At 35.8% G+C, this 13,453-nt stretch carries 13 protein-coding genes; 6 read left to right on the top strand and 7 right to left on the bottom strand.

The window, feature by feature from the left end; genetic code table 11:
* Positions 1-67: 67 nt before the first annotated feature.
* The 3 genes from VEU72_08785 to VEU72_08795 all read right to left on the bottom strand — a co-directional run bounded on the left by VEU72_08785 (position 68) and on the right by VEU72_08795 (position 5,119).
* Positions 68-1,633 (bottom strand): DNA topoisomerase I, encoded by a 1,566-nt coding sequence (locus VEU72_08785; GenBank protein ID HYL67223.1) that lies wholly within the window; start codon positions 1,631-1,633, stop codon positions 68-70.
* A gap of 143 nt (positions 1,634-1,776) precedes the next feature.
* Positions 1,777-2,601 carry an SDR family oxidoreductase gene (locus tag VEU72_08790; GenBank protein HYL67224.1) on the bottom strand — a complete coding sequence of 275 codons (825 nt, stop codon included), beginning with the start codon at positions 2,599-2,601 and terminating at the stop codon, positions 1,777-1,779.
* A gap of 40 nt (positions 2,602-2,641) precedes the next feature.
* Positions 2,642-5,119 (bottom strand): DEAD/DEAH box helicase, encoded by a 2,478-nt coding sequence (locus tag VEU72_08795; protein ID HYL67225.1) that lies wholly within the window; start codon positions 5,117-5,119, stop codon positions 2,642-2,644.
* A gap of 125 nt (positions 5,120-5,244) precedes the next feature.
* Between VEU72_08795 and VEU72_08800 the strand changes: the two genes are divergently transcribed.
* The 5 genes from VEU72_08800 to VEU72_08820 are packed head-to-tail and all read left to right on the top strand — an operon-like array spanning position 5,245 to position 8,816.
* The gene (locus VEU72_08800; protein HYL67226.1) at positions 5,245-6,135 is read left to right on the top strand and encodes an NAD(P)-dependent oxidoreductase; all 891 of its coding nucleotides are present in this window, start codon (positions 5,245-5,247) and stop codon (positions 6,133-6,135) included.
* Between the two features lie 35 nt (positions 6,136-6,170).
* The gene (locus tag VEU72_08805; protein HYL67227.1) at positions 6,171-6,860 is read left to right on the top strand and encodes a class I SAM-dependent methyltransferase; all 690 of its coding nucleotides are present in this window, start codon (positions 6,171-6,173) and stop codon (positions 6,858-6,860) included.
* A gap of 39 nt (positions 6,861-6,899) precedes the next feature.
* Positions 6,900-7,256 carry a twin-arginine translocase TatA/TatE family subunit gene (locus VEU72_08810; protein HYL67228.1) on the top strand — a complete coding sequence of 119 codons (357 nt, stop codon included), beginning with the start codon at positions 6,900-6,902 and terminating at the stop codon, positions 7,254-7,256.
* Between the two features lie 49 nt (positions 7,257-7,305).
* On the top strand, positions 7,306-8,553 hold the full coding sequence (locus VEU72_08815) for a Glu/Leu/Phe/Val dehydrogenase (GenBank protein HYL67229.1): 1,248 nt from the start codon (positions 7,306-7,308) through the stop codon (positions 8,551-8,553).
* A 35-nt stretch (positions 8,554-8,588) separates the two neighbouring features.
* Entirely contained in the window at positions 8,589-8,816 is a 228-nt protein-coding gene (locus VEU72_08820) for an Lrp/AsnC ligand binding domain-containing protein (protein HYL67230.1), read from the top strand.
* Between the two features lie 55 nt (positions 8,817-8,871).
* On the opposite strand, the gene erpA is transcribed toward VEU72_08820, so the two are convergent.
* The 4 genes from erpA to VEU72_08840 all read right to left on the bottom strand — a co-directional run bounded on the left by erpA (position 8,872) and on the right by VEU72_08840 (position 13,016).
* Positions 8,872-9,222 (bottom strand): iron-sulfur cluster insertion protein ErpA, encoded by a 351-nt coding sequence (erpA, locus tag VEU72_08825; protein HYL67231.1) that lies wholly within the window; start codon positions 9,220-9,222, stop codon positions 8,872-8,874.
* A gap of 78 nt (positions 9,223-9,300) precedes the next feature.
* Entirely contained in the window at positions 9,301-10,062 is a 762-nt protein-coding gene (locus VEU72_08830) for an enoyl-CoA hydratase-related protein (GenBank protein HYL67232.1), read from the bottom strand.
* Between the two features lie 42 nt (positions 10,063-10,104).
* The gene (locus tag VEU72_08835) at positions 10,105-12,213 is read right to left on the bottom strand and encodes a 3-hydroxypropionate--CoA ligase (GenBank protein ID HYL67233.1); all 2,109 of its coding nucleotides are present in this window, start codon (positions 12,211-12,213) and stop codon (positions 10,105-10,107) included.
* Positions 12,214-12,329: 116 nt separating this feature from the next.
* Positions 12,330-13,016 (bottom strand): type 1 glutamine amidotransferase, encoded by a 687-nt coding sequence (locus VEU72_08840; GenBank protein ID HYL67234.1) that lies wholly within the window; start codon positions 13,014-13,016, stop codon positions 12,330-12,332.
* 93 nt (positions 13,017-13,109) lie between these two features.
* Between VEU72_08840 and VEU72_08845 the strand changes: the two genes are divergently transcribed.
* On the top strand, positions 13,110-13,451 hold the full coding sequence (locus VEU72_08845) for a toprim domain-containing protein (GenBank protein ID HYL67235.1): 342 nt from the start codon (positions 13,110-13,112) through the stop codon (positions 13,449-13,451).
* Positions 13,452-13,453: the final 2 nt, after the last annotated feature.

Genomic DNA, 13,453 nt, shown 5'->3' on the forward strand with positions numbered 1-13,453 from the left:
TCCAAAAAACTAATTTTTCCCAATTTTTATTTATTTTTAATTATTTTAGAACAAATCTGATCTGGAATCACTGAGATGCGATTTTTTTCCAGTCTGTTTCCACTTTTGTAACCCACTGGAATTTCTTTTGCAGTGCAGATGTGTACAGTTTTTCCCATTCTAATCCTACATTGTCAGTCCATGCTTTGAACACTCTTGGGTCAATATAATTACGAAGCGATGTTCCAAGATTGTAGTCTTTTGTTTTCTCAGTAAGCTCTATTGTTAATTTCATCTTTTCCTCTCGAAGCTTTTGTTTTTCACGTTGTTTCTCTGTCTTTGGTGGAGCGTGCTTTAGTTTTTCTAATGCTTCTTTCTTTTTTTGTAAGGATTCATTGAAAGTTTTTGGAATAGTTCTTTTGTGATTGCATGTAATTGCAGCTTCAAGATTTGCTAGCTTGGCATGATATATCTTGATATTTTCTGTTTTTGAATCTAGTTTATCCACATTTTTGAGATAATTTTTCACTACAGTTGTAGCAAGATATGTTCTGAAAACTTTGGCAGTAAGTCCTTTTACTATCTGTCCCAGAAATTCGTTTACATGCCTTGATGTAATTCCATCAAAAATCAATTCATCTGGTTTTTTCTTTTCTGTAAATTTCTTGAAATTATCATATAGTGTTTTATCTTGGTTGCTAATTGGAAGCGATTTTTGCCATCTCACACTGTCTTTTCCTAAAAAATCAAACTCGATAGCATCAGGTTTTAGTTTGATGTGCTCAACTCTTAGCGTAGTTGCACCTACAGTATCTGCCTCATCAGGATCTTTTTCATCTCCTACCCTCATGGCTGTTTTGAATATCAAATAACATACAGTTGCAACCCTTCTTACCTTTTCGTCACGGTCTGTCATTTTTTTAACTACGTTTTCTAGTACCTTGTCAACATGCTCAGATAGTTTTATTGCCTTGTCATACTTCATCTGGTCGCGCTCTTGTTTTAAATCAGAAGTATCAGAAAGCCAAACATATTTTCGTTTTTCTGTAAGATAATCTTCCCAGCTTGCAAGCCACATGAAATCCGACTCGTGAATAATTTTTCCCCAGTTTCCAGGTGGTACTTTGGCATCCTTTCCAAGATTTAGCGTGACATCTTTTTCTGAAACTCTTGGCTTCCATTTTCCACGTAATGGATGATCTCCTCTTCCAATGAAAAGTCCTGGGGGTTCTGCCATCCAGTTTGCAACATCAACTTGCTTTCCATCAATTATCGCAACGCCGTATTTTGCTTTCATTTTTTCCTTGATCTCTTTTCTTGAGGCTGCAATTTTCTTTTTTTGATCTTTGTCCAGTGTTATCTTGGCGTCTTTTTCCAGATCAACAACCTTGAATGCTGCAGAAAAATCAATATCAGATAATGACGTGCCTTTGAATTTTGGTGGCAATACCTTTATGAAATCGTCTAGAAAATTTTTGCAAAAGGTTTTATCTTGAACATATGGAGTGTCTTTTTTCTTTGCCCACTGGTAGACCATCTCCTCCTGATCTAAACTTAGGGGTACCTTCTCGCCTTTGATCTTGATCGTTATCCCTTTTGATTCAAAGGGAGGCGGAAATGCTATTCCATTGTGTTGTAAAGTTTTCCATTTCATATTATAGATTATCACCAAATTTGTGCCTAAATCTGTTGACTTTGATAAAAATTGACTTGGTGGCGTATATCAACCTAACCACTAAATCATACGTAACCTAGAATGGATGGTAAATCAAACCAAAACTTGTGTAAATTTATCTTTTAACTAAAAAGCTCTTTTTTGATGTAATTTTCAAACTCTAGATCTGTCTTGTTCTTTTTTGCCTCAAGAAACATTATGGCATCATTTCCAACTACATATCGAGGTAATGGATTTTCAGATTTTATTGCCTTGATGATTGTAGTTGCTACTTCTTTGGCAGGTGTACCCATCTCTGACATCATGGTTATTCCAGCGATCACTTTGTTTGTAATGTCCTTGTATGCAGAATCTGATTTTCGAGATTTTTTTGTTGATGACATGAAATTTGTCTTTATTACTCCAGGTTCAATAATTATGGTATTAATTCCAAACGGAGAAAGTTCGTATCTCATTGATTCGCTTAATCCTTCTATGGCAAACTTTGAGCTGATATATCCTGGAGAAACAGGAAATCCTATTTTTCCAGCAACAGAGCTTACGTTTACTATGATTCCAGATTTTTGTTTTCGCATCACTGGAATGACTTCTTGTGATACTCTGACTACACCAAAAAAGTTTGTTTCAAATTGTGCTTTTAATTCTTCCATGGAAATATCTTCAAGGCAACCAAATAGTCCATAACCTGCATTATTTATCAAAATATCAATTCTGCCTTTTTCTTTGACAATCTTGTTTATGGCATTTTTTACACTATTATCCTTGTCAACATCAAGCTCAAGCGTTTCAAGTTTCAAATTTTCTTTTTTTGCAATTTCTCTGATGGTATATCCTTTCTTTGTATTTCGCATGGTGGCATATGTGAAGTAGCCTTCACGTGCTAAATCTGAGGCTGTCTCAAAACCAATTCCGCTTGAACTGCCTGTTACTATGGCGACTTTTTCCATGATTGGCAATTAATTTTGGCATTAATAATTTGTATTGTTATTAGACAAGAGGTTTGTCACCCTCAACTGGCTCAGAAACCTCTGTTGACTCACCATCTTTGATTCTCTGTAAAATTTCTGTACAGGCAAGCTTGTGCAAGTATTCATTGTTGTTTCCACATCTATACGAAAATGTACATCTTGGACACCCTGATTCGCTTTTGCAAGTACATTCTTTTACAATGTGCAAGCTTCGCTCAAACGCTTTTTCCAATCTGTCATATAGTGCCCTACTTGCACCGTTTCCACCTATGGCTCCATCATAAATGAAGATCAATCCAGATGTGCCAAGTGATATGCCACCTAAATCCTGTGAGACACCGCCCGTAATCATGTTACTTCCTTCTATTACAACGTGTTCTGTAGCATGATATCCGCTGGCCTCAGTATATTCTTCATTTTCAGATTTTCCTATTTCATTGACTGGTCTTGGTGCCTTGAATACAATTCCTTTTGTGACAAAATCAAATTCTAGAGGTTTTTCTAATAACACCCGTTGGCCTTGTGTCACCTCATGACCGATTTCAATATTGACATAACCATACACTCTTTTTTGTATATGCAATCTGCAAAATGCAACCTCTATTCCATTTGCATTTCTTTTCTCAAAAATTGTTTCTATAGTTGGCCATTCTTCAGTTAGCGCTTTGGTATAATACGGATAATCCCTTGGAAGAAATTCAATTTTTGCATTCATCTTCCCAGGATATTCTAATTCCTTTACTTTGTATCTTGTTCCAGCTAGAAAATAAACTGCTGATTGGTGTAGCTCTTCTAGTGCTATTGGAAGATTTCGCTCTCCAACTTTTTTACCGTTCAAAAAAATGTCAATTGATTTACCAATTCCTCTGATACTGTAATCCTCAAGTAAGGATTTGATTTGCTCATGATTTGGAACATATCTGTTCTCCATTAGCACAAGATTTCCAACAGATACATGTCTTGCAATCACTTCACCATGTTCAGCTAACTCGTGTTTTGCAATAGGCTTGTCACAGGCCATTGCTAATACTTGAAATTCTTCAATAAAGGGATTTTTTGGATCAATGTAGATTTTTTCAATATCCTCAAAATAATCAGTAGGATGATTCTTGTAATATTGTGATATTGGATCATTGCCAAGAACCAAAAACGCATAACCGTTTTGTCCCTTTCTTGCTGCTCTTCCTATTCTCTGAACCAATCTATTGACTGGTATGGTAGATGAGATTACTCCGTCTACATTACCAACATCTATTCCTAATTCAAGAGTAGGAGTAGCAGAAATCGCCATCAGAGTATCGTTTTTAAAAGAATTTTCAACTGATCTTCTGTAATTTGCCATCAATCCGGCCCTGTGTACCTTGATATCAATTTTTTGCCTTCTTGCCTGCATCGCTAAAAGCTCAGAGTTTAGATGAGAATTGTTAAAGACCAAAGTCTTGTGTTTTTTTGTTGTGAGTTTTTTTAAAATTTCAATCATTAATACCCGTTGTGTTCTAAGAGATGGGAATAACATGCTAAAATCCGTCTTTCCTTTTTTTCCAGAACCTGTTACTAATTTCATTTGCACTCCAAATAACTGCTCACAAAATGATAGTGCATTTTCTAGCGTTGCAGAAGAAGCTATTATTTGTAAATTAGATGTGATCCTTTTCAGTCTCTTTATGATATAATGAACGTTTGAGCCAAATATTCCAGAATATACGTGAGCTTCATCAACTATCAAAAATCTTACTGTATTTAATAATGCGGCAAATCTGCTTCTGTGCCACATGTGATAGTGTAACACATCAAAGTTTGTTATGATTACTTGTGGAGGACTTTCTAAAATTTTCTTTCTATCTAGTTCTTTCGTATCTCCATCAAATATTTCCACTCTAATGCCAAGCTCATCTGCGATTTCTTTTATTTTTGGCAGTTGATCTTTTGATAGAGATTTAGTCGGGTAAACAAAAAGAGCCTGAACTATATTACTTTGACTTTTTTCAAGAATCTTTTGTAAAATAGGGATTACAAACGCTTCAGTTTTTCCAGAAGCTGTTGGTGCACTGATTATTACATTACTCCCCATCATGATATTGCGTATCGCATCATCTTGGAACTTGTAGAATTTTTCTATCTTTTTTGACTCTAAGACACGAGTAATCTTCTCATCTAATCCAGATTCTGATACCGCATTTCCCATTTGGGGCTCAGGTTCAGTTATGGTTCTAAAATGTGAGACATAGTATTTTCTTGCAAACAAAATGGAGTTGGTAATCTCGTCAAGTTTGGCGTTACCTATCATTTTTTTTATCTCATCTTCACTTTGAACTATTCCTTCTTTTTCAAGCATTGCGGCTGATTTTTTCTTGGTTGGGATCTCTCCAGAATCAAACTTGTTAAGAAAATCTAGATATGCTTCATCTGTATTCTTGGTATAGTTTACAATATCTTCTAATTTACAAGATGTACAAGCAAAGACAATTTTCTGGTTGAATGTTTTCTGCATCTCCATCTTCGATTTACATTTAGGACAAAAGTACACTACCTTATCAAATATGTATGGTGATTTAATTTTTGATTTGTTGCTAATGTTGTTAACTGGTTAAACCTTTAAGCAACAAATCTAATCTTAAACCATTGGAAGTCCTTGTTACTGGCGGAACAGGATTTATTGGTTCAAAACTTGTCGATAAACTAGTTAATAGAGGAGTTTCAGTTACCTGTCTTATTAGGCAAGGAGCAATTTCAAATCCTACGGCAAAAACAGTGACAGGAGATCTTACCTATCCTGATTTCATACTGCCTGATGAAGAGTATGATGTAGTTTATCACCTTGCAGCTGCATGGCCAGGAGAAAAGGACAAGAAAATTCTAAGAGCAGTAAACTATGATGGCACAGTAAATTTATTTAGTCTACTAAAAGAAAAAACCAAATTCATTGTGTACGTGTCAGGTCTAGGTATGTTTGGTAATCCTGGAAATAATGTTGTGGATGAAAACTCACTAATAAAACCACATACAGAATATGCCAAAATAAGACTAGAAGCTCAAAAATTTCTGGAATCAAACTGTAAGGAATTAGGAATTGCGTTTAGTGTTGCATATCTTGGAGACGTTTATGGAAATGGAGGATGGTTCAAAAACATCTTAGTTGAGAGATTAAAGAAAGGCTCGTTTAGAATACCTGGTTCTGGAGAATATTATAGAAGCTTTGTACACGTAGACGATGTTGTATCTGGTCTTGAGTCAATCGCGGAAAAAAATGCCGTAAACCAATCTTTTGTTATCACTGATTCTATGCCTGTTACATTCAAGGACTTTGTTAGTTTAGTTTGCAAAGAACTGGGTATAAAAGAACCTGGAACCATTCCAACAATTTTGGCAAAGGCTGTAATGGGAGGTGATTTTGTTAAGCTTTTAACCACATCAATGAAGACATCAAATAATAAAATTACGTCGATATGTGATTTTGTGTATAAATCCTATGTCGAAGGTATCCCTGCAACAATTTCTGAAATGAAATCTTGAATTGACATATAATATCCAAACATTCCAAATTTTGTATGGGTCTTGGAAGCTATTGGGGAGAAGTACTTGATGTTCTGGAAGATATAATTCCTGTCTACGATAAGGTCAACTCTGTAATTTCACTTGGCAAGGACAAAGATTTTCGCATTAAAGGAATTTTTGGAAGAGTAAGACAAGGAAATGTGGTATTAGATGCAGGTTCTGGATTTGGAAACATGTCAAAAACTGCATTAAAGATTTGTAATGATGATTTACAAATTACACTTTATGATCCACTGCAACCAATGCTAAAAAATACAAAAAGATTATTTACAAACGATCCAAGTCTAGCTTGCGGAGTGTTTGAACACATTCCATTTCAAGACGAAAAATTTGATGCTGTAATGTGTGGCTATTCATTGCGTGATGCAATCAGTCTTAAAATTGCTATATCTGAAATTCATCGCGTATTAAAAAAAGGTGGCAGATTTGTCATTGTAGATTTGGGAAAGCCAGATAATTCATTTTTAAGATTTGGCGTCTCATTTTATCTTAGAATGATATTGCCAATCATAGCAACTGCGGCAGCAGGCAAACTTGGCTTTAAATTTGGAACTCTTTATAGAACATACAAGTTGTGGCCGAAAAATAAAAAACTTGAATCTCTATTGCTTGACAAATTCTCAAAAGTTGAATTTGAAAAAGGAATGATGGGTGGAGCAATAATGGTTGCTGCATACAAATAGTTTCCAAAACTTTAATTTTGTAACAATACAACTTGTAGTGTGTTAGATTTTTCACTTGATATCATTGGAAATGAATGGATAATCATTGCTTTTGTAGCCATAATTCTGTTTTTAGGACCAAAAAGACTTCCTGATGTATCACGAAAGATTGGAAAGCTTATGGGTGAATACAACAAGACAAAAAATATGGTACAAAACGAATTACAAAAGGCAACTACAAGCTATAATCTTTCAATACAAGGACCAGTGGAGACAGAAAGACAAAAGCTTGAAACAATTGCAAAGTCACTTGGAATTGATTATATCAATAAAACTGATGACGAACTAAAGAATTTGATCGCATCAAAGATGGGTACATCACAGTCATCACAAGGCACCGATAACTCTACACCATAAATTCTCAACAAATTTAAATAGAATATCTCGTCACTCAAGATGGTATAATTTGGTAAAGATAGATCCTTGGCAGAATGCATTAAAACAACTTGACGATGCAGCAAAAATTCTGAAACTTGATCCAGGCGTGCACGAGATGCTTGCAACACCAAAAAAAATTCTTACAGTATCCATTCCAGTTAAAATGGACAACGGAAAGATCAGAGTCTTCACAGGATATAGATCACAGCATAATGATTTTCGAGGTCCCCACAAAGGAGGAATTAGATATCATCCAGGTGTTACACTAGAAGAAGTAAAGGCACTCTCAATGTGGATGACATGGAAGTGTGCCATAGTTGATGTTCCATTTGGTGGAGGAAAAGGTGGAATCATTTGTGATCCAAAGAAATTATCAGCTGGAGAAAAAGAACGAATGACAAGAAGATACGCATATGCCATTTCTGAAATTATTGGACCAGGAAAAGATATTCCAGCTCCTGATGTTTACACTACTGGCAAAGAAATGGCTCAGATTATGGATGTATATAGTGTAATGCATGGACAAGGAGAACCAGCTGTTATAACAGGAAAACCACTTTCTGTAGGAGGCTCTCTTGCTAGAAATGTTGCAACCGGTTTGGGTGTAGCATACTGTGTGAGAGAGGGTGCAAAAAAACTCAAACTAAAACTAAGGGGCGCTAGAGTAGTCATACAAGGATTTGGAAATGCGGGAACATTTGCAGCAGAATACATAGAAAAAATGGGTGCAAAAGTTATTGCAGTTAGTGATTCAAAAGGTTCTATAATAAATCCAAAGGGACTAGATTCAAAAAAAGTTCTTGATTACAAAAACAAACATGGTTCAGTTATTGGATATCCTGGAAGCAAAAAAATAACAACAGAACAACTTCTAACTACACCATGTGATATACTTGTTCCAGCAGCTTTAGAAAATCAAATAACACCAGAGATTGCAAAAAATATCAGGTGTAAGATTATAGCGGAAGCAGCAAACGGACCAACAACACCTGAGGCTGATGTCGTTTTATTCAAGAAAAAAATAATGGTGATACCTGACATTTTGGCAAATTCGGGTGGAGTATGCATATCGTATCTGGAATGGGTACAAAACCTGCAGAGATATTACTGGACATTTGACGAAGTGGCAAAAACTATGGAAAAACATATTGTCAGAGGCTTTAATGACACATACAACTTGGCACAAAAACACAAAGTAGACATGCGAAAAGGCAGCATGGTTTTAGCAGTTAGCCGAGTACTGGAATCGTTTGAAGCACGTGGCCTGTGGCCTTAGGATATCTTCAATAGCAAGGAAAGTCAAGTTAGATTATGGCCAAAGCATTTGTCGCAGTTCATTGCAACACAGGAAAGGAAAATCAAGTAATCAGAGCATTGATGGAAATAAAAGGAATCTCAGAAGTTACAGGTGTTCTTGGACTATATGATGTAATAGTGAAGATAGAGTCAGACGACACTAGGAAACTTGAAGAAATTATTACAAAAAAAGTAAGAACCGTACCTCATATTCTTACAACCATGACACTAGTTGTCATGTAAAAAATTTTACAATGTATTGACTAGATTATAAAATAAAAAGTGATTTTAGTCTGGTTTAGGATGTGCTAAAAGAACTTCCACAGGAACAGCTCTTTGTCACGTTTGGATTGTTGATTTTAAATCCAGCACCCATCAGACTTTCAATATAGTCAACATTTGCACCTTTAAGATAGTCAGCACTATAGCTGTCTATTACCATCTTTACACCATTTTCTTCTATTACAAGATCGTCCTCTTCGGCCTTTTGCTCAAAACCCATTCCATATGAAAGGCCTGAACAACCGCCGCCTTGAACATACACTCTAAGAAATTCTGGCTTATCTGCTTCCTCTTTCATAAAGGCAATTACTTTTTCTGCTGCTTTTGGAGTAATTGTAAGCAGTTTGGTGGTCTGTGAGTTACTCATAACTAATGTGAGTCTTTTAAATTATAATAAGCTTTTCATACTTGACATATTAGGAATCTCGTAAAAAATGGGTTTTTTCTATTTCTTTGACTTATTTACAAAAGCAGTCATTCTTTCCGCTCTGTCGGGATGAGTAAAACATAATCCCCAAGTGTATAACTCCAAGGCAAGTCCTGTATCAATGTCCGAATTTCTGCCTTTGTTAATGGCAATCTTTGACATTCTTACTGCCATTGCAGAATTTTGCGCTATCATCTTTGCCATGTTATTTGCTTCCTCAGAAAGCTTTGACAATTCAATTACTTGGTTTACCAGACCAATTTCTTTTGCTTCATTTGCTTTTACTTGTCGTCCTGTATAGATCAATTCTTTTGCTTTTGCAATTCCAACAATTCTCTGTAATCTTTGTGTTCCACCCCATCCTGGACAAACTCCTATGGTTACTTCGGGCTGACCCATCTTTGCAGTATCTGCCGCAATTCTAATATCGCATGCCAGAGCAAGTTCACATCCTCCCCCTAACGCAAATCCATTTACTGCTGCAATTGTTGGTTTGCTACAATTTTCAACTGTGAAAGTTAGAAGGTGTCCTGTCTTTGCATATGCTTCTGATTCAATTGGTGTGATGGTAGACATGTATGCAATGTCTGCACCTGCAGAAAATGCCTTGTCACCTTCTCCTGTAAGTATGATTACCTTGACAGCGTCATCTTTGTCAATCTCGTTGAAAACTGTAATTAGTTCTTTAGCAACTTCAGTATTCATTGCATTATATTTGTCAGGTCTGTTTATTTTTACAGTAGCAACTCCATCTGATTTTGAGACGTTAACTAGTGACATGAAAAAACTCCAATTTACAGGAAATTAAACGTTGTCAGAAGGTTAGTGTTTTCCCCATTGATGTAATGCGGATGCAACTGCTACCCATGTTCTAATGTCATCATATACTGGAACATTGTGTTTTTCAATCATATCTGAAACCTTTTTTGTATAAGGCCCACCATTTCCACCTACTATGATTGGCTTCTTTTGCTGTTTTGAAAACTCTCCAAGATAATCAATGATTGTTTCTTCTAATGGATCATCTTGAAATACAAACCATGGCATGATGATATCCACATTAGGATCTTCCATGAATTTTTGAATTGTGTACCTATAATCATCTGCATTTGCTCCGCCAGTTACATCTACTGGGTTTCCACTTCCAATAACATATGTTACAGGATAATGCGCCTTCATTTCTTTTACAGTATTTTCTGTGACCTTGGCAAGTTCTAATCCAAATCTTTCAAAGTGATCTATTGCTCCAATCATAGGTCCTGCACCATTACTTACAAGACCAATTCTGCCGCCTTTTGCAGCTGGTTGCCATGCAAGTGCCTTTACTGCTCCTGCAAGTTCCTGATAACTATCTACTGAAATTATTCCAGCTTGTTTGAATGCTCCCATAATTATTGCATTAGAGCCTCCCAATGATCCAGTATGTGATGCTGCCTGTTTTGCTCCTAGTGTTGTTCTACCACTCTTCCAAATTACAACTGGTTTGTGTTTTTCTGCCATTACACGCTTTGCAGTCTCTATGAATTTGCGGCCATCTCCAAATCCTTCTACATATAGTGCAATTACTTTGGTCTGAGGATCGTTTGCTAGATACCAAATCATATCTGCTTCGTCTACATCTGATCTGTTTCCATAGCTTACCATCTTTGAAAGACCAAAAGTATCTGCAGTTTCTAAAAAGCTGATTCCCATAGTTCCGCTTTGAGATAATAATGCAACAGGTCCTAGTTTAGCTCTTACCATTCTTTCCTGTCCTTGGAATGCGCAATCTAGTCTATTTGCTGCATTGAACATGCCGATACAATTTGGACCAATTATTCTAATTTTGTGTACTTCTGACAAACGTTTTATTTCTGCTTCCATTGCTGCTCTATCACCACCAAGTTCTTTTCCACCCCCAGACACGATTACAACATTATGTATTCCTTTTTTTGCACATTCTTCTAAAACCGGTGCTGTAATGGAAAGATCTACACAAACCACTACCAAGTCTACCTTATCTGGAATTACAGATAATGATGGATAGCATTTGAGTCCCAAAATTTCTTCTGACTTTGGATTTATTGGATATACTTTTCCTTTGTAATCGTGTTTTGCAATACTATCTAAAACAGAATTGCCAATTTTTCCTGGAGTTGCAGATGCTCCAACCAACGCTACTGACTGTGGCGTAAAAAACGTCTCCATAAATTCTGCATTTGGTTGTACTTTAGAAATTGCATCTTTTTTGAATTCCTTTCTTAAAAGTATCTTTGCATCAACAACATAGTATGATTTTGGATACACCACAATTGGGTTAAAGTCAATGCTGTCAAAGTAGCCTGCATTGTCTGTTCCAATCTTTCCTATCTGAACTAGTGCCTTTGCAAGCATGTTTTGGTCTATTGGTTTGCTTCCCCTGTATCCTTGCAATATTTTTGCACCTTTTAGCTCTTCAAACATAGACTTTGCATCTGCAATTGTAATTGGAAGCATTCTAAACGCAACATCTTTGAATATTTCAGTTAATACGCCGCCAAGGCCTACCATTATCACTGGGCCAAACTGTGGATCGTTTTGAAGACCAACAATTAGCTCCACTCCTTGTGGAACCATCTTCTCAAGAAGAATTCCTTTTAGATGGACACCTTTTTTCTTTGATAGTCTTTTGTACATGTCATTGAAAGCTTGTTTTACATCTTTTTCATTTTGTAATCCCACCTTGACTCCACCAACATCTGTTTTGTGAAGGATTTGTGGAGAAACAACTTTCATTACAAGAGGATACCCAAGCCTCTTTGCTGCCTTTGTAGCTTCTTTGGCAGAGTTTACTAGCGCATATCCTGGTACTTTGATTCCGTATTTCTTCAAAATTGCCTTTGAAAGATCTTCTGTGATTACCTTGTGATCTGTAGTAATTGTTTGTTCAAAAACTTTGGTGACTGTACTCAATTTGAAAACTCCATTGATTCACTAATGCATTTTAAAAATTTTTGCAGATTGACGATTTTTGATAATTTTTTCATAACCAGATCCGAAAGTCTTATCGTCATTATATTAAACTTTTGTCATAGATTGAATTTTGACTTAAAATTTTGATAAAAGATTTTCATGTTGTTCTGTATTGTCTCAATGTTTTCAGGTAACTCTCTGATTATCTCTTCTGGATCAATATATTGCGTCTTACTTAGCTCATCTTTTGATTTTTCTAGCCATAGTTTGATTGTTTCTTCATCAACTTCTAGGTGAAACTGTACTCCTACAGCACTGCCTATCTGAAATGCCTGATTTTGATAATCTCTAGAGTGTGCCAGTCTTGTGGAATTTGGGGGCAGATCAAATGTGTCTCCATGCCAATGAAACACCGTGGCAGGACTCTTAATTCCAGAAAATAGACCTGACGCTATATTATCAAACTCTATGTCGTGGTAGATTCCTATCTCTTTTTTATTTCCAGGGTATACTTTGGCACCAAATGATTTGGCAATAAGCTGTGAGCCAAGACAAATACCAAGTAACGGAATCTCTTTTTTTACAGCATATCTTATCAATTCCATCTCTTCTTTTAGATACAAAAGATCATTATTTGCACTTTCAGGAGCGCCTAAAATTACAACTCCAGAGTGCTTTACCTCTGGAATTTTTTCTTTTTTGGCAAAAATGATACTAATTTTAAATCCATCTCTTTCTAGGAATTTGCCTAGATTTGATAATCCTTCATATTTTGCGTTTTGTATCACAAGTATATCAGACATAATTTTGAAAAGTGCTTAATATGTTAAATACTAAATGATTTTGTGAATTTCCACGAGTCAGAAATATTACAACTTAAAAATTTAATCCATTCATTGAATTCAAAAAAAGACAGCATAGTAGTAGTTGAAGGAAAACGGGACACGTCTGCATTACAAAAACTAGGATATTCTGGTAATATCTGTGAGTTTCATAGATTCAAAGGGTTGGCAAGATTTGCTGATTCTGTATCAAGCTACAAAAATCTGATCGTATTGTTTGATGGCGATAGAAAAGGCAAATACCTGACAAGCAAGATAATATCTCAACTAGAACATCGTGTCAGAATAGATCTCTCATTTAAGAAAAAACTTGTATCCATAACAAAGGGAAAAGTCAGACATATTGAGGATCTCTTAAAATACGCGACACATGATCGGTTTATAGACGTATTATAGCA

It is taken from the genome of Nitrosopumilaceae archaeon, from assembly GCA_035631875.1.
In the GTDB taxonomy this organism is placed as follows: Archaea; Thermoproteota; Nitrososphaeria; order Nitrososphaerales; family Nitrosopumilaceae; genus TA-20.